16 protein-coding genes and 1 tRNA gene are annotated in these 21,421 nt (G+C 71.4%); 8 read left to right on the forward strand and 9 right to left on the reverse strand.

The genetic code is table 11. From position 1 onward, the window contains the following. Positions 1–92 precede the first annotated feature (92 nt). The gene (locus tag K8640_RS01005) at positions 93–929 is read right to left on the reverse strand and encodes a hypothetical protein (protein ID WP_223745368.1); all 837 of its coding nucleotides are present in this window, start codon (positions 927–929) and stop codon (positions 93–95) included. Beyond that, a complete protein-coding gene (locus K8640_RS01010; protein ID WP_223745369.1) occupies positions 926–3,160 on the reverse strand; it encodes a glycosyltransferase family 4 protein in 2,235 nt (744 codons plus the stop codon). Before K8640_RS01010 ends, K8640_RS01005 begins: the two co-directional genes overlap by 4 nt. 29 nt (positions 3,161–3,189) lie before the next feature. Here K8640_RS01010 and K8640_RS01015 point away from each other — a divergent pair, with 29 nt between their 5' ends. The 3 genes from K8640_RS01015 (at position 3,190) to K8640_RS01025 (ending at position 5,650) form a co-directional block, all read left to right on the forward strand. Then, positions 3,190–4,293, forward strand: coding sequence for a glycosyltransferase family 1 protein (locus K8640_RS01015; protein WP_223745370.1), 1,104 nt, complete (start codon positions 3,190–3,192; stop codon positions 4,291–4,293). A 69-nt stretch (positions 4,294–4,362) separates the two neighbouring features. Continuing rightward, positions 4,363–4,890: a hypothetical protein gene (locus K8640_RS01020; RefSeq protein ID WP_223745371.1), complete on the forward strand. Its 528-nt coding sequence runs from the start codon at positions 4,363–4,365 to the stop codon at positions 4,888–4,890. 34 nt (positions 4,891–4,924) lie between these two features. Then, a complete protein-coding gene (locus K8640_RS01025) occupies positions 4,925–5,650 on the forward strand; it encodes a hypothetical protein (RefSeq protein ID WP_223745372.1) in 726 nt (241 codons plus the stop codon). On the opposite strand, the gene K8640_RS01030 is transcribed toward K8640_RS01025, so the two are convergent. From K8640_RS01030 to gmd, 3 genes are all read right to left on the reverse strand, one after another. Then, complete coding sequence (locus tag K8640_RS01030; protein ID WP_223745373.1) at positions 5,647–6,156, reverse strand: NADAR family protein; 510 nt, start codon at positions 6,154–6,156, stop codon at positions 5,647–5,649. The two genes, K8640_RS01025 and K8640_RS01030, sit on opposite strands and share 4 nt — an antisense overlap. A 77-nt stretch (positions 6,157–6,233) precedes the next feature. Beyond that, positions 6,234–7,166 (reverse strand): GDP-mannose 4,6-dehydratase, encoded by a 933-nt coding sequence (locus K8640_RS01035; protein ID WP_223745374.1) that lies wholly within the window; start codon positions 7,164–7,166, stop codon positions 6,234–6,236. Next, positions 7,167–8,141 carry a GDP-mannose 4,6-dehydratase gene (gene gmd / locus K8640_RS01040; RefSeq protein WP_223745375.1) on the reverse strand — a complete coding sequence of 325 codons (975 nt, stop codon included), beginning with the start codon at positions 8,139–8,141 and terminating at the stop codon, positions 7,167–7,169. 139 nt (positions 8,142–8,280) lie between these two features. Here gmd and K8640_RS01045 point away from each other — a divergent pair, with 139 nt between their 5' ends. The 3 genes from K8640_RS01045 (at position 8,281) to K8640_RS01055 (ending at position 12,027) form a co-directional block, all read left to right on the forward strand. Then, positions 8,281–9,570 (forward strand): myxosortase-dependent phytase-like phosphatase, encoded by a 1,290-nt coding sequence (locus tag K8640_RS01045; RefSeq protein WP_223745376.1) that lies wholly within the window; start codon positions 8,281–8,283, stop codon positions 9,568–9,570. A gap of 46 nt (positions 9,571–9,616) precedes the next feature. Further along, a complete protein-coding gene (locus K8640_RS01050; protein WP_223745377.1) occupies positions 9,617–11,410 on the forward strand; it encodes a bifunctional UDP-sugar hydrolase/5'-nucleotidase in 1,794 nt (597 codons plus the stop codon). Positions 11,411–11,634: 224 nt separating this feature from the next. After that, positions 11,635–12,027 (forward strand): hypothetical protein, encoded by a 393-nt coding sequence (locus tag K8640_RS01055; protein WP_141332656.1) that lies wholly within the window; start codon positions 11,635–11,637, stop codon positions 12,025–12,027. Positions 12,028–12,142: 115 nt separating this feature from the next. Here K8640_RS01055 and K8640_RS01060 read toward each other — a convergent pair whose 3' ends face one another. From K8640_RS01060 to K8640_RS01075, 4 genes are all read right to left on the reverse strand, one after another. Further along, positions 12,143–14,920, reverse strand: coding sequence for an Hsp70 family protein (locus tag K8640_RS01060; RefSeq protein ID WP_223745378.1), 2,778 nt, complete (start codon positions 14,918–14,920; stop codon positions 12,143–12,145). 25 nt (positions 14,921–14,945) lie between these two features. Continuing rightward, on the reverse strand, positions 14,946–16,808 hold the full coding sequence (locus tag K8640_RS01065; RefSeq protein ID WP_223745379.1) for an Hsp70 family protein: 1,863 nt from the start codon (positions 16,806–16,808) through the stop codon (positions 14,946–14,948). A gap of 61 nt (positions 16,809–16,869) precedes the next feature. Next, positions 16,870–17,478 (reverse strand): DUF2760 domain-containing protein, encoded by a 609-nt coding sequence (locus K8640_RS01070; RefSeq protein ID WP_223745380.1) that lies wholly within the window; start codon positions 17,476–17,478, stop codon positions 16,870–16,872. A 106-nt stretch (positions 17,479–17,584) separates the two neighbouring features. Beyond that, positions 17,585–17,660 (reverse strand) — tRNA-Ala (locus tag K8640_RS01075). A 193-nt stretch (positions 17,661–17,853) separates the two neighbouring features. Between K8640_RS01075 and K8640_RS01080 the strand changes: the two genes are divergently transcribed. Next, positions 17,854–20,217, forward strand: coding sequence for a tetratricopeptide repeat protein (locus tag K8640_RS01080; RefSeq protein WP_223745381.1), 2,364 nt, complete (start codon positions 17,854–17,856; stop codon positions 20,215–20,217). 288 nt (positions 20,218–20,505) lie between these two features. Continuing rightward, on the forward strand, positions 20,506–21,390 hold the full coding sequence (cyoE, locus tag K8640_RS01085) for a heme o synthase (RefSeq protein WP_223745382.1): 885 nt from the start codon (positions 20,506–20,508) through the stop codon (positions 21,388–21,390). Positions 21,391–21,421 lie beyond the last annotated feature (31 nt).

The following is a 21,421-nucleotide window of genomic DNA, read 5'->3' on the forward strand; positions in this document are numbered from 1 at the left end:
CGGCGCGCTCTGGGAGCCGCCAGGAGCGCGGTGACATCGCATGGGGCGGCGAGGCTTCGCGCTGCCCCAGGAATCCCATGGAGCGAGGTGCTCTATCGGCGTCGCTTGGGGCGACGGGACTTCGCGCCATCCTTGGGGCGGGCCGACTTGTCGGTCGGTGGCGTCTGCTCCTTCGCCGACGTCACGGTCTCCGTCCTGGTGGTGCGAGGCTTGGGCAGTACCTCCGCGGCATCGCGCGGCGTGCTCCGTGCGCCATGCCCGTCCTGCGACGACGTCGCCTCACGACCCTGTTTCGCTTCGTGACTCCGCGAGGTCGAAGTCCCCTTCTGCTGCATGACCTTGTCCGCGCCTGGCCCCTCGTCGGTGTGCGCCGTTCCGGCGGCGCGCGGAGGCCGTGGAGCAGGCGGCTCGACGCTCGTCGGCGCGTGTGACCCCTGTCTCTCCGTTCTGGACGTGCTCCTCGTCAGCGAGGGGCGTGGCGCCGTTTCCGGAGTACCCGACGTCACTGGGCCTCGCGACTCCTCGACCGGGGTGCTCGCCTGTCGCGCGCGCAGTTGCTCCACCTCGCGGCGCAGTCGGAGGACCTCCGCGGAGAGCTGGGCGTACGAGTCACGCACGTGCCCGTTGAACACGCGCTGCCGTCCCAGGGCCTCGTTGATGAACACCTGGCACGACTTGCGGAACGCCCACTTCGCCACCACGACGAGCTGCCCCACGCCGCCCCGGTGCGTCTGCAGCGGCAGCGCGCGCGTCGCGTCGGCGTTCTCCTCGAGCGCGTGCAGGTTGAACGTCAGCGGCTCCAGCCGGGGCTCCACGCCCTCGGCGGGCACCTCCACCGGCTCGGAGGTGGGCAGCCCGCGCGTTCGCAGGCGCTCCTCGATGCGGGCCAGCAGCTCCCGCGCGGGAATGTCGCGTCCCAGCAGCTTCATCGGTGCTTCTCCTCGAGGATGCGTTGCAGCTCGTCCCGGTAGGTGGCCACCACCTGCGGCCATCCCTGCTTCTTCACGTACGCCAGCCCCTTCGCCCCCAACGCCTTGCGCGCCTCGCCCACCTCGCGCAGCCCCTGGATGAACGACGCCAGGTCCGTATAGGCGCGCCCCGCGCCGCTGCGCTCCACCTGTCCCACCAGCACGTCCGAGCGCCCGTTCACCAACACCGGCGTGCCTTGCGCGAACGCCTCCAGCGTCAGGAGTGACAGGCTCTCGTAGCGCGACGGCACCACCACCGCCAGCGCTCCGGCCAGCGCGTCGTGCTTGTCCTGCTCGGGGATGCGCCCCAGATAGCGCACGCCATCGCCCTCCAGGGACATGTGCGCGTCCCCCGCGAGCACCAGGTCCGGCGCGTCCGCGTACCGGTGCTTCAAGGCCTGATGGAACTCGAGCAGCTCGGGGACACCCTTGCCCGGCTCCTGACGGCCCACGTACAGGAGGTAGTCGCGGTGCACGCCGTGCTTCTGTCGGAAGCGCGCTCCGTCCGCCGAGGGCCGCTCCACGCCCACGCCCACCACGCGTGTCCTCGCGTGGTTCGGGAAGTACTTCTCGATGATGGTCAGCTCCTCCGGCGTCAGGCACAGCAGCGCGCGAGGAAGCTCGAAGACGTCGCGGTACGCATCGAAGCGGATGGGCGCCTCGTCATGCGTGGTGGGCACGAGCAGCGAGCGGTCCGCCACCAGCGGCATGCCCCACACCGTGGGCGCATACAGGTACGTGAAGAACAGGTAGCCGTCATACGCGTCGCGCGTGGAGGCCAGGTGGTGGAGCAGCCCCGGTGCCAGGGGGCCCTGCTCGGCCACCCACTGCTCCTCGCGCAGCCGCTCGTTGCTCTTGTCGAAGAGCTTGCGCGACAGCCCGTTGAAGCCCCGGATGTTGCGCACGCGCGTGACGGGGAAGCGCAGCACGTCCACGCCGCGCACCCGGTCCGGTCCCGCGGGGAAGTGATTCTCCCAGGACAGGTGGTTCTTCGCGCACGTGGTCAGCACCGTGAGGTCCCAGTGCGGCGTGAGCCGCTCGGCCACCTGCGCGGCCAGCATCTCCGCGCCGCCCGTCACCTCGCCGTACCGCTGCACCACCACCGCCACCCGGGGCCGCTTCGGCGCCGCCCGACGGACTCGCGGCGCCGGCAGGTAGGGCTCCAGCGCTCGGGACAGCGCGCGCTGCACCGAGGGCGCGGAGAAGTGCTCCAGCCTTCGACGCTGGCCCGCGATGACGGGCTCACGCAGGGAGAGGTCCTCGCTCAGGTCCACCGCCAGCTCCGCGAGGAAGGCGAAGCGCTTCTGGTCGAACGCGATGCCCGCGCCGCCCAGCGTCTCCGGCACCGCGGCGGCGCCGTACGCCAGCACGGGCACGTCCGACGCCATGGCCTCGATGAGCGGAACCCCGAAGCCCTCGTGCTCGCTCATCGACACGAACACGGACGCGGAGCGGTACGCGGCCACCAGCTCCGCGTGGCTCAGCCGCCCCAGGAAGCTCACCCCGCTCAGCCCCTTGGCCTGCTTCTCGAGCGAGCGGAAGTAGCGGCTGCCCGGCTCATAGCCGCCGACCATCAACAGCCGCGCCTGGGGCCGCAGCCGCAATACCTCGCGGTGCAGGGCGATGAGGTCCTCGAAGCGCTTGTGCGGCATCACCCGGCTGACACCGAGCAGCACCGGCCCCGGGCCCGCCAGCCTGCTCAGGAGCTTCGCGTCGGCGCGGTCGGGCCCGAAGCGCTCCGGCTCGATGAGCAGCGGCACCGTGTGGACGTTGCGATAGCCCGCGACGCGCAGCTCCGCGGCGTTGTAGTCCGACACGCCGATGGCCACGTCCACGAAGGGCGCCATGGCGGCCAGCTGCGCGCGTCCGGCGAGCAGCGCGTTCTCCAGCGACAGGCCCGTGTAGAAGCGCGCGGGGCTGATGTTGTGGAAGACGAGCCCCTTGCGACAGGGCAGGTGCATCAGGCGACTGCTCAGCGGCGAGGCGATGCCGTGGTGGTACAGCACCAGGTCATCCGGCGCCGGCTTCAGCTCGGAGGCGGGGCTCGCCAGCCCTTCCAGACCCGCGCCCACCTCGTCGGCGTACAGGCCGCCCCATACGCCCAGTCGGCGCAGGAGGAGCTGGAGGTGCAGCGCGGCCTGCCCGGTGGCGTCGCCGGGCACGAAGCTCGCTATCAACTGGTGGATCGCCATGCGCGCCCTGCCTATCACACGGCCGTGCTATGAGGCGCCCCGTGTCCATCGGCTCCATCGCTTTCGACGCCACGCTCTGGGATGAGCCCACCACCGGCATCGGCCTGTACACCCGCTGTCTCGCTGGCGCGCTCGAGGCCCGAGGCGTCTCGCTGGAGAAGCTGGGCGCGCGCGACTCCGGCGACCATCCGAGGGGCAACGGCGGCCGCACCGCCTGGACGCTCGCCCGGCTGCCCAAGCTGCTCGAGCGCTCGCGGCCCGCGCTCTACCACGCGCTGGGCAACTTCAACCTGCCCCTGACGCGCGTGCCCGGCACCGCCTACGTGCTCACGGTGCTGGACCTGATTCCGCTCATCATGCCGGACACCGTGTCCGCGAAGTTCCGGTGGCAGTTCCGGCTGTGGTTGTCGCGCAGCCTGCTGCTGGCGGACCAGGTGCTGTGCATCAGCGCGCGCACGCGCGATGACCTGCTGGAGCGCTTCCCCGAGGTCGCCTCGCGCGCGGTGGTGGTCCCCATCGGCGTGGACCACGTGAACGCGCCCGTGCTGGACGCGACCAGCGCGGACTACCTGCGCTCGCTCGCGCTGCCCAGGGACTACGTGCTCTACGCGGGCTCGCTCGATGTCCGCAAGAACGTGGACCTGGTGCTGGATGCGATGGAGCGGCTGCGCGCGCAGGGGCGGCCCGCGTCGCTCGTGCTCGCGGGGCAGAGCTGGTTCGGCTCCGGCCGCGTGGAGTCCCGCATCGCGCGGCTGCGCGCGGAAGGGCACGACATCCGTCCGCTCGGCTATCAGGCCGAGCCCGTGTTCTACGAGCTGATGCGGCGCGCGGCGCTGTTCGTCTTCCCCTCGCGCTACGAGGGCTTCGGCCTGCCTCCGTTGGAGGCGATGCGGTTGGGCACCCCCGCCATCGTCTCGACGGCGGGCTCGCTGCCGGAGGTCTGCGGCGACGCGGCGCTGGCGGTGCGCCCGGACGACGCGGAGGGGCTCGCCGAGTCCATCCACCGGCTCCTGCGCTCCCCCGAGGAGCGGCGGGCCTTCGCGGAGCGGGGCCGCGCGCGGGCCGCGGAGTTCACCTGGAAACGGACGGCCGAGGGGACGCTGGCGGCCTACGAGGCCGCGCTCCGACGCTGAGGCTCGCAAGCGTGTGTCGGGTCGGCGGGCAATCGGGCTCCGCCGAGGAGTCGTGACGGGAGGATGCGGATGCGGAAGCTCATGTGGAGTGGCCTCGTGTTGAGCGGTCTTCTCATCGGCTGTGCGAGCAAGTCCACGCGGCAGGAGCCCGCGGAGCCGGCGGTGCCCCAGGACGCGGTGGCCATTCCGGAGACGGAGACGCCCGCGGAAGAGGGGGCGTCCCCGGCGAATCGGACCGACGCCACGCCGCTCGTGGTGAAGGCGGACCCTCAGCCCCAGGACCCCATCAACATCGAGAACGCGAAGCTCGAAGGCAACGTGCTGACGCTCAACGTCGCGCACGGGGGCGGCTGCGCCGAGCACACGTACGAGCTGGCCTGGGACGGGCAGCTCCAGTCGAAGGCCGGGGCCACGCCGGTGGCGAACCTGGTCCTGATTCACGATGGCCATGGGGACCGCTGCAAGGCCATGAAGTTCGCCGAGCTCCGCTTCGACGTGAGCCCCATCGCCCAGGCGCAGTCCGGCCAGAGCAACACGCGCGGCACGGTGGACCTGTCGCTGCTCGGCGTGTCCGCGCCCGTGCCGTACTCGTTCTGAGCGGGAGCGCCGGCCTGATGCGCGTGGACGCGACATGAAGCTCACCGAGGCCCTGGCGCTGTTGGAGCGCTGCTTCGGCGGCGTGGCGGAAGGCGCGCCCCGGCTCGTCGAGGCCGAGGACGCGCGCTTCGTCGAGCGTCCGAGCGCGGTGTGGCTGGAGTATCGCTGGTACGTGTCCCAGCGCGGCCTCGCCGAGGTGTTCCTCAAGTCGGAGCGGGTGCCCGTCGAGGTCCGCGCCGACGCGGAGGCCACGGTGATTCGGGTGCACCTGCTCGGCGTCGCGGACGGGCTGGCGGAGCGCGCGGCGGGGCTGCTCGTGGGCGGGCGGCCCGCGCCCGAGCGCCTCATGGGTCTGTTCGACGACGACGGCCTGCGCCGCGAGTGTGTCGCGTTCGCGCGCACGAGCGTCACGGTGGAGCACTGGGACACGCCGGGCCCGCGCAAGCTGCTGGACGAGGCCCGCTTCCACGCGCTCGCGGAGCGACTGAGGGACACCGCTTCGACACCGGAGGAGCGACACGAGTCGGTGCAGCGTCTCGCCGACGAGCGCAGCCCTCGCGTGGTGGAGGAACTGCTCGGACTGCTCTCGCGTCAGCCCTCGTTGATGGCGCTGCGCGTGTTGTCCGAGTGGGGCGAGGCGCGCGCCAGGGCTCCGTTGAGAGCGGCCCTGGACGCGGTGCGCTCCGACAATCCCGCGGACCTGTGGACCCTCACCGCCCTGGACAGGCGGCTGGAGGCCTGGGCCCATGTGGAGCGCTAGCGAGCCACCACACCCTGCGCGATGAGGTCATCCCTCAGGCGCGTCAGCACCTTGCCCAGCAGGTTCAGCCCACGCCACTGGGACGGGTCCATGATGCGCGCGTCATCCATGCCGAGCCCCACGCCCCAGATGCGGTCCATGGGACTGGCCTCCACCAGCTCCGTGCCCTGGCTCGCGAGCAGCACCTCCAGCAGCGCGGCATTCTGCGTGAACTTCGCGCGGTTGCCCTCGTAGATGATGCGCTCGCGCTCCTTCACCCACGTCTCCTCCACGAAGCCGCGCACCTTGCGGCCCAGCGCCTTCTGCGACTTGGGAGACGCGGACGCCATGATGCGCGCGAGCATCTCTTCATCCGCGAAGAGGCGCGCCTTGCCCGCCATCATGTACTGCTCCATGCAGTTGTAGCGGGCCCCCTCCACCAGGAACTCACAGGGATGCCACTGCGAGAACGGGGACTCCTGGGTCCAGAAGAAGGTGAACCTGTCCTGCCGCCGCGTGCCTGCCATGCCGAGCCTCCTGGTTCGTGTTGGTTTTACACCAACGACCAGGGGCCCGGCATCCTGACAGGCGTCTCGGGGAGGACTCAGGCGCGCTGGGCGCCGGGCACCTTGGGACCGAGCACGTCGCGCAGCGCGTCCGTCACGGTCAGCTTGGGCGCCCAACCCAGCGCGCGCAGCTTGTCGGGCGAGCCGACGAGGCTGGGGATGTCGGAGGGGCGCAGGCGCGCCGGATCCAACTCGATGCGCGCGTCCACGCCGGCCAGCAGGAGCATCTCCTCCAGCAGGCTGCGGATGGTGCGGCCCTCGCCGGAGCAGATGTTGTACGCCTGCCCGGGCTCGCCCTTGTCGAGCAGCAGCCGGTAGGCCTCCACCACGTCACGCACGTGCGAGAAGTCCCGCACCGCGTCCAGGTTGCCCGTGCGCAGCACCGGGTCCACCGTGCCCAGGCCGATGGCGCGAATCTGCGAGGCGAACGAGGGCACGACGAAGGTCGGGTCCTGCCCCGCGCCCAGGTGATTGAAGGGCCGGGCCATCATCACCTCCAGCCCGTAGCTGCGGTGGAACTGCACGCCGGCCAGCTCCGCCGCGGACTTGGAGGCCGCGTAGGGGCTCAGCGGCACGGCGGGCGTGCTCTCGGGGGCGCGCGTGCCCTCCGGCACCGGGCCGTACACCTCGCCCGAGCCCACGAGCACCACGCGCGTCTTCGGCGCGTTCTCGCGCAGCGCCGTCAGGAGGTTCACCACCCCCATCGTGTTCACCGCGAACACGCGCGAGGGGTTGTGGTGGCTCTTGGCCACCGAGCTGAAGCCGGCCAGGTGGATGACGCCTTCGGGCCGGGCCTCGGCGACGGCCGCCTTCACGGCGGCCTCGTTGGCCACGTCGAAATGCAGGGCGCTGCTGCTCACACCCTCGCCGCGGGGCCCGTGGGCCTCCACCACCTCATCGCCGCAGGCGCGCAACAGCGCGCACAGATGCCTGCCGACGAACCCATCCGCTCCCGTGACGAGAATGCGCATCTACCGCTGCCCCGCCTTCACGCGCTCCAGGTCCGCGTCCACCATCATCTCCACCAGCTGCTTGAAGCGCACCTTGGGCTCCCAGCCCAGCTCCTTCTTGGCCTTGGCCGGGTCACCGATGAGCAGGTCCACCTCGGCCGGGCGCACGAAGGCCGGGTCGATGAAGACGTGCTTCTGCCAGTCCAGGCCCACGCGCGCGAAGGCGATCTCCACCAGCTCCCGCACCGTGTGCGTCTCGTTGGTGGCCACCACGTAGTCGGCCGGCTTCTCCTGCTGGAGCATCAGCCACATGGCCTCCACGTAGTCACCCGCGAAGCCCCAGTCGCGCTTGGCGTCCAGGTTGCCCATGGGCAGCTTCTCCTGGAGGCCGTGCTTGATGCGCGCCACGTTGTACGTGACCTTGCGCGTGACGAACTCCAGGCCCCGGCGCGGCGACTCGTGGTTGAAGAGGATGCCGCTCACCGCGAACAGGCCGAACGACTCGCGGTAGTTCACCGTGATGTGGTGGCCGTACGCCTTGGCCACGCCGTACGGGCTGCGCGGGTAGAAGGGCGTGTCCTCCGTCTGCGGCACCTCCAGCACCTTGCCGAACATCTCGCTCGAGGACGCCTGGTAGAAGCGCACCTGCGGGCGCGTGTGGCGGATGGCCTCCAGCATCTTCGTCACGCCCAGCGCGGTGAACTCACCGGTGAGCACCGGCTGGTTCCAACTGGTGGGTACGAACGACTGCGCCGCCAGGTTGTAGACCTCGTCCGGCTTGACCAGGTTCAGCAGCGCCGCGAGCGAGAACTGGTCCAGCAGGTCACCCTGGTGGAGCTGGATCTTCCCGTGCAGGTGCTGGATGCGCTCGAACTTCTCCTCGGAGGAGCGGCGCACCATGCCGTGCACCTCGTAGCCCTTCGAAAGGAGCAGCTCCGCCAGATAGCTGCCGTCCTGCCCCGTGATGCCCGTAATGAGTGCGCGCTTGGTCGCCATGGTCTTTTCGCTGTTGGCTGGAAGACGCACTTTGTACTCGACACGGTTGGCTGGAGCCAACCGTTCCCGAAGCCTTCGCACTTGAAAGGCATCCTCCGCGTGCGAAGTTACGGCGGACCCACCTGCCTGGAGCCCGGTCATGCGCCACCCTCTCATCCTCGCCCTGGCGGCGTTCCTCAGTGCAGCGGCCGCCTTCGCCCAGCCCGTGCGGGTGTCCCCTGTCCGTCAGACGACCCCGGACCCCGGGGCCAGCGGGGCGAACCTGCGCGACGTCGCCATCTGGGTGGGCAGCGCGGACGGGGGCGCCGACAGCCTGCTCTTGACGGCGTATGACAATGCCAACTCCGGACTCTTCACCTTCGGGTTGAATGGTCAACAGGTGGAGTCGGACTTCGATGGGCCCACGCTGGGCATCTCCCTGCGTGACGGCTTCCGTCTGGGCAACGACACCCTGTCGCTCGCGGTGACGGCGAACAGCGTCAACGGGTTGTCGGCCTACCGGGTGGATGGGCGGCGGGCGACGAACAAGGTGGAGCGCATCAACGTGGCGCCGCTCGTCAACAACAGCACGCAGTTCAACAGCGTGGCGCTCTATCGCAGCCCCTCCTCCGGTCGGTTCTATGTGTTCGCGGGCAACCCGTCCGGTTCGCTCCTGCAGTTCGAGTTGTCCGGTGAGGACGGTGGGATGTCGGCCACGCTGGCGCGCGACGCGCTGGATGTGGGCGGCGCCATCACCGGGCTCGTGGCGGACGAGGAGCTGGGCTACGTGTACGTGGTCCAGTCCGGCGTGGCCATCTGGCGCTACAACGCGGAGCCCAACGGGGGGACCAGCCGCACCGAGGTGGCCTCGCTGACGGGCACGGGCCGCAACCTGTCGGGCTCCGTCAGCCGGCTCGCGCTCTACCGTGGCGCCAACGCGCAGGGCTACCTGCTGGCGGCGGACACGACTTCCAACTCGTTCGGCGTGCTGGACCGCCGCACGTACGCGTTCCTGGGCTCGTTCCAGATGGTGGCGGGGGATGGCGGCATCGGCGCGGTGGAGTCGCCGTTCGCGCTGGCCGTGTCCGCGCAGCCGGTGGGTCCCGAGTTCCTCGATGGCCTGTTCGTCGCGCAGGACTCCGACAACAGCAACCAGCAGAACCTGAAGCTGGTGGGTTGGGACAAGGTGGCGCAGGCCTTCACGCCGCCCTTGCGCATCGACACGCGTCCCTCGCAGGGGGACGGCGGCACGGATGGCGGCTCCGACGCGGGCTCGGACGGCGGTGGAGGTGGGGGCGGTGGGCCCGGGCCGGGCATCCCGGGAGGGGGGGGCTTCCCCGAGGCGGACGACGGGTCGGGTTGCTCGTGCGCCACCGCGTCGGTGCCTGGCAGCGTGGTGCTCGGGCTGCTGGCCCTGGGCCTGTCGGTGCGACGTCGCCGCGAGCGCTGAAGCGCGGTTGAATCACGGCGCGCGGCGGGGTGAAGTGCGGACGCTCATGCGTTCACCGCGTCCCTTCCTCGTCGCGCTCGCGACCTGTGCCGCCGCCTGCGCCGGCACGCCCGCCACCCCGACGCCCGCCGCGTCCCCGGCCGAGCCCGTGCGGCTCACCCTGGTGGGCCTCAACGACTTCCATGGCAACGTGGAGCCGCACCGCACGCGGCTCTCCGACGGGCGCGTGGTGGAGGAGGGCGGCGCGGCCACCCTCGCCGCGTACGTCGCCCGACTGCGCGCGGACAATCCGGGCGGCGTGCTGCTGCTGGATGGTGGCGACCTCTTCCAGGGGACGCTGGCCTCCAACCTCACCGAGGGCGCCGTGGTGGTGGACGTCTACAACCACCTGGGCTTCACGGCGGCGGCCATCGGCAACCACGAGTTCGACTACGGCCCGGTGGGCGCCTCGCCCATGGCGTTGACTCCGGGGGAGGATCCGCTCGGCGCGCTGAAGGCCCGGGTGAAGCAGGCGCGCTTCCCCATGCTGTCCGCCAATCTCCGTGACGCGGCCACGGGCAGGACGCCCGCGTGGCTCGGCAACGACGGCACGCACCTGCTCACCGTGAAGGGCGTGCGCGTGGGCGTGCTGGGGCTCACCACGGAGTCCACGCCGAGTGTCACCAACCCCGCCAACGTCGGCTCGCTGCGCTTCCTGCCCCTGGCGTCCTCGGCGCTGGAGGCGTCGCGCTCCCTGCGCGCGCGCGGCGCGGACGTGGTGGTGGCGGTGGCGCACGCGGGCGGGCACTGCCCGGACCTGTCGAACCCGCGCGACACCGCGAGCTGCGAGCGCGGCGACGCGGAGATTGTCGACATGCTGGCCGCGCTGCCACCGGGCACGCTGGACGCGGTGGTCGCGGGGCACACGCACCAGGTGATGGGCCACTTCATCCAGGGCGTGCCCGTCATCGAGACGACGGGGCTGGCGCGCTCGGTGGGCGTGGTGGAGCTGTTCGTCGACCCCGTCCGCCGACGCGTGGAGCCGTCGCTCACCCGCATCCAGGCGGCGATTCCCCTGTGCTCGCAGGTGGACGCGGTCCATGGGGACTGTGATGGCCGGCGGCTGCGCGAGCGCGCCGAGGTGACGCTGGTGCCGTCGAGGTTCCTGGGCGCCGAGGTGCGCCCGGATTCGGACGTGGAGGCGCTGCTCGCGCCCACGCTGGCGCAGGTGGACGCGGCGCAGCGGCGGCAAGCGGGTGTGTCCTGTGCGTCGCCGCTGGTCCGGGGCTTCACGGAGGAGGGGGCACTGGGCAACGTCGTCGCGGACGCGCTGCGCGAGGCGGTGGGCGCGGACGCCGCGGTGATGAACCCCGGTGGCATCCGCGCGGACCTGCCGGGTGGGGTGCTGTCCTTCGGCCACGTCTACCAAGCGCTGCCCTTCGACAACACGGTGGCGGTGCTGACGCTCACCGGTACGGAGCTGGAGCTCCTGTTGAAGCTGGCGCACGGCGTGGACCGGGGCGCGGTGTTCGCGGTGTCCGGGCTGGAGCTGACGCTGGCGCGCTGCCCGGGGCCGGGGCGGCTCTTGTCCGTCACGCTGGAGGGCGGAAAGCCCCTGGTCGCCGAGAAGCGCTACCGGGTGGCGGTGCCGGACTTCCTCGCGCGGGGTGGGGACGGGGTGGAGGGCGTGACGCGGCCGCTGCCTCCCGAGCGCGCGGAGCTGGCCCCGTTCCAGGGAATGGACCTGCGCGAGGCGTTGATCGCCTACGGCCGCTCCCATGGGGGTGTCCTGCCCACGCCCACTCTGGGGCGGGTGCGCTACAGCGGTGTCGCGGAGGCGTGTCCCACCGCCTCGCGTTGAGGGAGCCAGGGCTGAAAATTCGCCCGGGGGTTGATCCGCTGGGAGTGAACGGGGCCGTCCAACCCTTGGAAACTTCGATGAAAACGCTCCCGGGCCGAATTTTCGGCCTGGGATCAGTTTTCAACGGAGGGAAGGCACCTTACTCTATGGCTCGCGAGTGCCCGTGCCGAGGTGGCCCCATCAGGGACTGCGTGCGAGGGCCCCCGAGAGCGGGAGGGACTGACATGCTCTACAAAGTGACCCCGATGATGACGCCTCCGCCGGAGAAGGCGAAGCCGCGTGAACCGGGGCAGCCGCAGCCGCGAAAGCGGCGCAAGTCCGCCGTCTACGACGCGGATGGTCACGAGGTCCTCATCTCGTTGATGTGCATCAAGTGCCGTACGCTCAAGCCGCTGGCCCAGTTCGGGCTGCGGAAGATGGCGGACGGTGCCATCCGGAACCAGCCCTGGTGCCGCACGTGCCGCTCGGGCGCGGGGACCAAGAAGCCCAAGGCGGGCAAGGGCGAGGCCGCCGCGCCTTCGGAGCCGACGCCGGTGCTCCAGGTCGTCGAGCGCGCCGCGCCCAAGGCCGTCGCCGAGCCCGCCTCGTCCGACGTGCTCCCGGACATCCGGGGCTGATCGCCCCGTCGAGGCTCCAGCGAGGACTCCCACGAGGTCGCGTGCCCCGCACCGACCCGTGAGGGAGTCCTTTCGGCTCGCACGGGGCTCGGTGCCCGTGGAGCCACCTCGCCGCTCAGGACAGTCGGAGTCCCGCGGGCAGCGTGTCGCCGAGCGCGCGCGCCTCGTCCGCCGCCTCCAGCGCGACGACTTCACGCACCATGCGCACCCACGTCTCGGAAGCCTTGGCCGCGACGAGCGCCTGGGCCGCGCGCTCGCGCAAGCCCGGGTCCACGTCCCGCGTCCTGTCTCCGGTGAGCCGCGCGAGCTGCGCCGCCGCGAACGGCGCACCGTCGATCTTGCGCAGGTCCAGCTCCAGCAGGAGCGTCAGCCACGCCTCGGCCGTCTCCACGTCCACGACCTTGTGGCTGCTGCCGTAGAGCGGCACCCGCGCGCCCAGCCGTCCCAGGGACCACGCCCACGGGCCACCGGACTTCGCCTCGGCCTTCAGCCGCTCGGCGATCCACCGGCCCACCTCCGCCTTGTCCCCGGGCGACAGGTGCTCCAGCGAGGCGGCCGTGCGCACCATCTCCTCCAACCCCTCGGGCTGGATGCCCTTGAGCTTCCCGGCGGCGGGCGCGTTCGGGGGCACCTTCCGCGACAGGTGCGGCTGCAGGTACGCGTAGAGCTTCTGCTGCTGCGCCTCCGTCAGCCCACCGGCGATGCGCCGCCACATCACCCAGAACTCCGTCCACACCGCCTTGTCCGTGTGGTGCTGCACCAGCGCGTCGAACAGGCTGAAGGTCTGCTCCGCGCGCCAGCCGTCCAGCGGATACCCGAAGCCCGGGCGCAGCGTGAAGCCCGTGAGGCTGTAGAAGACGCGCTCGTGGTCCTCGGTGCGTCGTCGCTTGCTCGCGCCCGCGTACAGCGTGCTCCACATCTCGCGCAGCACCGGCACCCGCCACGTCTCGCGCGGCCCCAGCGCCTTCTCCAACGTCCGCCCCAGCTGCTTCACGTCCTTGGGCCCCAACGGCAGTGGCTTGTTCCCGTAGACGCGCTCGATGTTGTCCTTGGCCTCCACGAAGCGCGCGGGCATGGACTCGGTGACGGTCAGCTCGTGCGAGCCCCCCGTGCCGCGCAGCTCGAACTCCAACCTCCACCGCTCGTCCGCGACGTCGGAGACGCAGTACAGCTCCAGCGTGCCAATCTCCGTCAGCGCCGCCTGCAGGTGTACCGGCACCTCCGCCACCTTGCCCGCCGCCCCCTTGAGCAGTGTGTGGATGGGCGGCAGCGGCTTCAGGTCCTCCGCCAGGGGCACCAAATCCCCGGGCTTGTCGATGCGGTCGCTCGTCGTCGAGTAGAGCTGGAACTGCACGGGCCTGCCGAGGGTGAGCGTGAAGGGGCGCTCGCCCAGGTCCACCTTCTGTCCCTCCTCGAAGCCGCGAGGGATGAGGCACAAGGCGGGCTGCTCCGCGCTGTCCGCGGGACGCTGCAACCCCACGTAGTACGCGCGCGCCGCGCCACCGCCGATGCGCAGGCCATGCCCACGCCGCACCAGCCCGTAGTACGCCGCGCCCCGCGCCACCGCGAGCTCCAGCGACTCGTGGCGCAACAGCGAGATGCGCGGCGCGTCCGGCCACCACCCCGAGACGGCCTCCACCAGCCGCTCCGAAATCCAGGGCGAGTTGAAGACGCCGCCGTTGAGCAGGATGGCGTCGGGGCGGGGGAGGGCGCCTTCGAAAGCAGGCGTCTCGCCCAGCGCCGCGAAGCCCGCCGCCGCGTGCTGCGCGAGGAACGCCGCCAGGTGCCGCGTCACCGCCGCGTCCTGCACGTACGGCAGGCCCAGCTCCTGGAGCGCCATGCGCGCGGCCCGGCGAGGCCGCTCCGTGGGCGGCGTGCGCGGGAAGAACCCATCCAGCACCAGCGCGTGGGCCTCCTCGCGAGACAGCTCCGAGGACAGCGTTCCACCCAACAGCCGGCTGCCCTCTCCCACCAGCGACACGCCGTACTTTTCCGGAGGCGCCTTGCCGAGCAGCGCCTCCTTCGCGGTGCGCGCGGCCTGGATGGCCTGCGTCCACTGCGTGGCGGACAGCCGCCGCCCGTCCGAAAAGAGCTTCTCCTCCACGCGCCGGGCCAGCGCCGCGTCCATGTTGTCGCCACCCAGCATCAGGTGGTCGCCCACGGCGAGTCGCCGCAGCATGGGGCCCTCGGGCGACACGCCCGCGTGCACCAGCGTGAAGTCCGTGGTGCCGCCGCCCACGTCCACCACCAGCACCAGCCGGACGTGGGAGAGCGTCTGCTCCAGGTCCGAGCGGTGGCGCGCGGTGTAGTCGTAGAAGGCCGCCTGGGGCTCCTCCAACAGCGTGAACTTCTCCAGCCCCGCCTTGCGAGCGGCGCTCACCGTGAGAGCGCGCGCGGCCTCGTCGAACGAGGCGGGGACCGTAATCACCACCTCCTGCCGCGACAGCGGCGCTTCCGGGTGCGCGAAGTCCCACGCGCGCGCCAGGTGCGTGAGCAGGAGCGCGCTGGCGTCCACCGGGGACAGCTTCGCCACGTCGGCGGGCGCGCCCCACGGGAGGATGGGCGCGGAGCGGTCCACGCCCGGGTGGCACAGCCAGCTCTTCGCGCTGGCAATCAGCCGGCCCGGCACGCGCGAGCCCTGCCAGCGCGCCAGCTCTCCCACCACCCACGGCCCGCCGTCGTCACCCCAGGGCAGGCGCAGCGACTCGGCGCTCAGCTCGTGGCCCGCGGGCACGTACACGGTGGAGGGAAGCAGCGCGCGCGGCGCCACCTCCCCCTGTCGGACGAGCTGCGAGACGGGGAAGTCCTCCACGGGCGCGCTCGCGCCCCGGGCGGGGTCCACGGACGCCACCGCGCAGTGGGTGGTGCCCAGGTCGATGCCGACGATTCGCATACACCTCCGGTTGCCGGTCGGCGTTCTACTCCTTCATGCGGACGTTGAGCTCCAGCTTCCAACGCCCGTCGCCACCTTTCTCCAGGCACCGCAGCTCCAACGTCCCCACCTCCGTCACCGCCGCCTGCAGATTGACGGGCGTCAGGTCGCCGAAGGCCGCGGGCTGTCCGGGCATGGTGGTCTCGATGGGGGCCAGCTCCTCCATCTCCCCCTTCGCCAGCTCGTCCGCCACGTCCTCCACCATCGTGCCGACGCGGTCGTCGCGCCGCATCGAGGAGGAGAAGAAGCGGAAGCTCGTGGGCTCCCCCGTGACGAGCCCGAACTCCTGCGGCGGCACGTCCGCCTGCGTGCCCTCCTCCATGCCGAAGGGCGCCACGCACAGCGCCTTCACCGGAGGCTCGAAGCCCGGCACCGCCGGCATCGACGACTCCACGCCCACGTAGTACGCGCGCGCCGTGCCGCCGCGGATGCGCAGGCCGTTCCCCTGCCGCACCCAGCCGTAGTACGCCGCGCCGCGCGCCACCGACAGGTCCAGGTCCGCGCCCTCCAGCTCCTTCGCCGGCTCGCCGCCGTCCGCCCTCAACCACAGGTTGAGCACCTCCATGACGCGCGCCTTGAGCGGCCCGGCCTTGAAGACGCCACCGTTGAAGAGCACCGCCGTCGGGTGCAGGAAGGACTTGTCGCCGACGTCCACCGGCGCGTCGTGGCTGGACTTCAGCGCCTGCGCCTGCCGGGTGAGGAACGCCGCCAGGTGCCGCGACACGCCCGCGTCCTGCGCGTAGGGCAGCGCCATCTGCGCCAGGCCCGTGCGCCGCGCCGTGCGAGGCAGCTCCGACAGCGGCGTCACCGGGAAGAAGCCGTCGGTGAGGACCCGGTCCAGCTCCTCGCGCGTCAGCTCCGTGCGCAGCGTGCCGCCGATGAGCGACGAGCCCCGGCTGGGGATGGAGATGGGCACCTTGTCCAGCGAGGTGTCCGCGTACAGCGTCTCCTTCGCCTGCCGGCATCCATGGGTGAGGGCGTTGAACTGCCACGGGTCCAGCTTCTTGCCCTCGGCCGCCAGGCGCTGGTTGAGCGTGTGCGCCAGCGCCAGGTCCATGTTGTCGCCGCCGAGCAGGATGTGGTCGCCCACCGCCACGCGCAAAAGCTCCACCTCGCCGTCCCGGTCCTTCACGGTGATGACGGAGAAGTCGGACGTGCCGCCGCCCACGTCCACCACCAGGATGACCTCGCCGGGCTTCACCTGCTGGCGGAACGTCTCGCCCATCGCCTCCAGCCACGCGTACAGCGCGGCCTGCGGCTCCTCCAACAAGGTGAGGTGCTCGATTCCCGCCGCCTTGGCCGCCTCCAGCGTCAGCTCGCGCGCCGCCGCGTCGAACGAGGCGGGGACGGTGACGATGACGTCCTGACGGGCCAGCTGGTTGTCGGCCTCCTCGCGCCCCGCGGCGAAGGTGGAGTCCCACGCCTCCTTGAGGTGGCGCAGGAACCGGGCGGACGCATCCAGCGGGGACACGCGCTGCACGTCCTCCGGCGCCTGCCAGGGCAACAGCGGCGAGCGCCGGTCCACGCCCGGGTGCGACAGCCAGCTCTTGGGCGAGGACACCAGCCGCGTGGGCACCTTGGCCCCGTGCGAGCGCGCCAGCTCTCCAATGACCGAGGACGCGTCCGGGTTCCACGGCAGCGCGAGGCTCCCTGGCGGGAACTCCTGCGCCGCGGGCAGGTACAAGAAGGAGGGCAGCAGCGGACGGGCCTCGAGGGTGCCGGGCGCCGTCAGTTGCGGGATGGGCAGCATGGACTGCGAGCGGCCCCGAGGCTTGCCGTCCTCGAGGTTGAAGTACGACACCGCCGAGTGGGTGGTGCCAAGGTCGATGCCGATGGAATAGCGGGCCATATCGGGCTTGAACTCCTGGGGGGCTCCCTTTTGTCCGGTCTGCCTGTCCGCCGGGTGACGCTCAGGCGAGCTCGACTTCCGCCGGAGCAAGCACTCGCGGGTCCATGGCGGTGCTCACCGCCGGGAACTTCACTTCCGTCGTCACCCAACCATGGTGGCGCAGCGTCCCGTGGTGGGGCGGGGTGCCCGTCACGTTCCCGGTGAGGCGGATGCGCTGGGCGTCGAAGCCCGCGGGCACCGTCACCGACGCGCCCTCCGACTCGGGCAGCACCGGCTTCACCGTGAAGTACTGGCCGAGCACCTTGCGGCACCCCTCATGGACGGTGCGGCACGCGGCCCCCACCTCGGCGTCCGAGTAGGCGGCCACGTTCTCCTGGAGGAAGTCCACCAGCCGACCCTCCCGCTGCAGCATCGCCAGCAGCGTCAGGGCGCTGGCGTGCTCGCGCTCGGGCGGCAGGGCAGGGGGCGGCTCGGGGGGCTTCACCGCTGGGGGCGGGGTGGCGGGCGTGGCCTCACCGGAGGGGAGCAGGTTCAGCTGTCCGGCGTCGTAGGCCCGGCTGGCCGGCAGAACCGCGCGGGCGAAGTCTCCGGAGACGAGGCAGCGCCAGAAGCAGAGCCAGGCGAGCCAGAACCGCGCGAAGAACGACAGGGAGGCGGACGGGTCAGTCATCGGCTCCGGATAACAAAGCCCGCCTGCTTTGCAATTCGGCAGTTGCTCGAAAAGCCCCAAATGCAAAGGGCCTCACGGTTTCCCGTGAGGCCCTTCGTTTGCTGCATGGTGGAGGTGGACGGGATCGAACCGACGACCTTCGCATTGCGAACGCGACGCTCTCCCAACTGAGCTACACCCCCACAAATGGCCCTGCGTGCTGCGCCCCGGCGTTTTGGGCCGCCGAAGGTGAACGGGCTAGTACCGGACCCCTTCCCTGCTGTCAAGCGCAAGCCTTCAGGTCTCATCCGTGCGATTGACGTGCCGCGCAGCGGATGCCATAAAAACCCCTCTTCTCAGGCGTACCCTTTCCGCCCGGTGTCCCTCCCCCCGGTAATGTCTACCTCCCCTTCGAAGACGTTGAGCCCGGCCGAGCTCGCGAAGCTCGAACACGCGTTCGCTTCCGACCCCTCGTCCGCCGCCTACAAGCCTCTAGCCGAAGCGTACCTGAGCATGGGTCGCTTCATGGAGGCGATGGTCGTCTGCAAGAAGGGCGTCAAGGCGCATCCGAACGCCGCCGACCCTCGCTTGTTGCTCGCCCGTGTGTACGCGGAGCAGGGCAAGGACAAGAAGGCCCTGGAGGAGGCGCTCGGCGCGCTCCAGGTCCAGCCCGAGGACAAGGGCGCGTTGCGCATGGCCGGCGCCCTGCAGCTGAAGACGGGCGAAGCCGAGCCCGGCAAGGCGAACCTCCTCAAGGCGTACAGCGTGGACCCGGGAGACCCGGACACCGTCACGCTGCTGCAGCAGCACAAGATCGACCCGCCGCGGCCGGCCGCGCCCCAGGCGCCCGTCGCCGCGCCGCCGGTGCTCGCGCCCAGCGCCACGCAGCAGTCCGCCGCGTCGCTGGCCAGCGGTGTCGCCGCCACGGCCGAGCCTGTCTCCGCGCCCAAGCCCGCGGCCACGCCGCGCGCGCCCTCGGGCTCCTCGGCCCCGGTGCGTGCCGAGTCGCCCGCGCAGCGTCCGGCCCCCGCCCAGCCCCGCCGCCCCCAGCCGGTGGTGGTGGATGAGGTGGAGGACGACGACGAGGACGACTCGCCCCGCGGCCGTCGCAATTCGTCTCAGGGTGGGGGACGCGGCAAGTGGGTGACGGTGGCGCTGCTGGGCGCCCTGGTCCTCTTCATCCCCGGCTACATGATGTACACGCGGCACACGCGCAACGTGGCCCGGGAGCTGAAGAAGCACCTGGAGGCGTCCGCGGAGCTGCTCAAGCGCGACTCCTTCGACAGCTACAAGAAGGCGTGTGAGGCGGCCGACAAGGCGCTGGAGGTGAACTCCGACTCCGGCCTGGCCCACGGCTACCTGGCGTACGCCTACGCCATCCGTTGGGGTGAGCACGGCGGCGGTGACGACGCGCGCCGCCGCGCCGAGGAGCACCTGGCCGCGGGCATGAAGGCGGGCGACGTCAGCTCGCACCTCATCGCCGCGGAGGCGCTGGTGCAGACCTACGGCGGCAAGGGCAAGGAGGCCCTGGGCAAGCTGGAGGAGACGGTGAAGGGCCTGGACGCCCAGGGGCGCTCCAGCTCGCTGCTCTACCTGACGCTCGGCCTCATCCAGATGAACGCGGGTGACCTGGACCGCGGCCGCGACTCGCTGGAGCGCGCCCAGGTGCTCGCGCCCGACGACCCGCGCATCTACTCGGGCCTGGGCGCGGTGTACCGCCGGCTGGGCCAGGACAACACGGCCTGGAAGAACTACGACCTGGCCCTGCGCTACGAGAAGGACCACCCGGAGTCGCTCCTGGGCCGCTCCCTCCTGATGCTCGACCAGGACTCGCCCAACTACCCCCTGGTCCAGTCCATGCTGAAGAAGCTGCTGGACGCCGAGCCCCCGCCGTCGCCCCGTCAGCTGGCCGCCGCGCACCTGGCGCGCTCGCTCCTGGTCAGCCGCGTCTCCGCGTCGCTGCCCAACGAGAAGCCGGACATGCAGCAGAAGCTGGTGGAGGCCACGGGCGTGCCGCTGGACGCCCAGAAGGCGCGCGCGGAGATGCTCAAGAGCGAGGAGACGGGCTTCACGCTCGACAAGCAGAACCCGGACCTGCACCTCATCAAGGGCCGCCGGCTCTTGACCGAGGGAAGCTTCGACCAGGCCGCCGAGGAGATCCGCAAGGCCATCCGCGTGGACGGCTCGCGCGCGCAGTTCCACGTCGAGCTGGCCAAGGCCCTGATGGGCAAGCAGGGCGGCGAGAAGGAGGCCGCCGAGGCGCTCCAGACGGCCCTCAAGACGATGGGCGACAGCCCCAAGCTGGTCGTCATGCTGGGCAACGCCTACCGCCGCCAGGGCAAGCTGGATGAGGCCCTCAAGCAGTACGAGCGCGCGGTGAAGGACCCCAAGGCGAAGAACCCCGAGGCCCGCCTGGCCATGGGTGCCATCTACCGCGAGCGCTCCGATTGGACGAACGCGCAGACGCAGCTGGAGAAGGCGAGCCAGGAGTTCGTCGGCCAGCCCGAGCGCTCGGCCATCGCGCTCACGGAGCTGGCGCGCGTCTACCAGGGCAAGGGCGACGCGGCGAAGGCGGACGAGACGTACCAGCGCGCCCTCAACGCCGACGAGGCCTTCTCCCCGGCGTACTACTTCTACGCCACGCTGCTCTCCAAGGACGCCAAGCAGGGCCCCAAGGCGAAGATGCTGGCGCAGGAGTACCTCAAGCGCGAGCCGAGCGGCGAGCACGCCACCGCGGCGCGCACCCTCACCGGGGGCTGAGCAGGTCGGACAAGTGGGGCTGATGCGCGCGGCCAGCAGGGCGCGCACGGCCCCGGCCCCCCCGGGTTGATGGCCCCCGCGAGTGGGGCTATGCCCCGGGTGTTTGCCTTCCCGAACCCTTCAAGACACGAGGACGCGAGCCCGAGCCACGGTGTGGCGCCGGGCGGGCGGCCGTTCGTGGCCGGCGCGTCGTGGTGACGTGTCCTTGCCCACCCCCCGGTGGTGCCTGTATGGGAGGGCGGTTCCCGCGTCGGCAGCGTCCCTGTCACGCTCTCCCCTGGAGTCCGCTTGAGCGCGCGTGCCGAGTCCGTGTCGACGACCGCGTCCGACCTGATCTCCCTGATGAAGCCCCGGCTCTCCAGCCTGGTCCTCATCACCACGGCCGGCGGCATGTGGCTGGCCCCAGGTCCCCTGTCCACGGGCCATGCCCTGGTGACGCTGCTGGCCACGGCCGGCACGGTGGGCGCGGCCAACGCGCTCAACTGCTACTGGGAGCGCCACAGCGACAAGTTCATGGCGCGCACGCAGAACCGGCCGCTGCCCTCCGGACGCATGGAGCCGGCGGTGGCGCTGTGGTTCGGCATCTCCCTGGCGGCGGTGTCCCTGCCGGCGCTGGCCCTGGGCGCCAACCTCCTGACGGCGGCGCTGGGCCTGCTCGCGCTGCTCAGCTACGTGCTGGCGTACACGCCGCTCAAGGCGCGCACCTCGGCGGCCATGCTGGTGGGCGCCGTCCCCGGCGCGCTGCCCCCGCTGATGGGGTGGACGGCGGTGACGGACCGCATCGACGCGGGCGGCTTCGCGCTCTTCGCCATCCTCTTCCTGTGGCAGATGCCGCACTTCATCGCCATCGCCCTGTTCCGCAAGGAGGAGTACGCGGCGGCGGGCCTCAAGTCCGTGCCGATTGAGCGCGGCGACGAGTCCAGCCGCGCGCAGATCGTCCTCTACCTGGTGGCGCTGGTGCCCATGACGCTGCTGCCCTTCCAGCTCCACATCGCCGGCTCCTGGTACCTGGCGGCCGCGGTGGGCCTGGGGCTGAGCTTCCTGGGAGTGGGGGCGTGGGGGTTCTTCCGCCGGCTGGGGAAGCCCTGGGCGCGCCAGACGTTCATCTTCTCGTTGATCTACCTCACCGGATTGTTCGCGGCGCTGAGCCTGGACCGCGTTCCCCGCGGCTAGGCGCGCGGGGCAGCCGGCGGAAAGCCCGCCC

This window comes from Myxococcus sp. XM-1-1-1, from assembly GCF_020037095.1.
Taxonomy (GTDB): Bacteria; Myxococcota; Myxococcia; order Myxococcales; family Myxococcaceae; genus Myxococcus; species Myxococcus fulvus.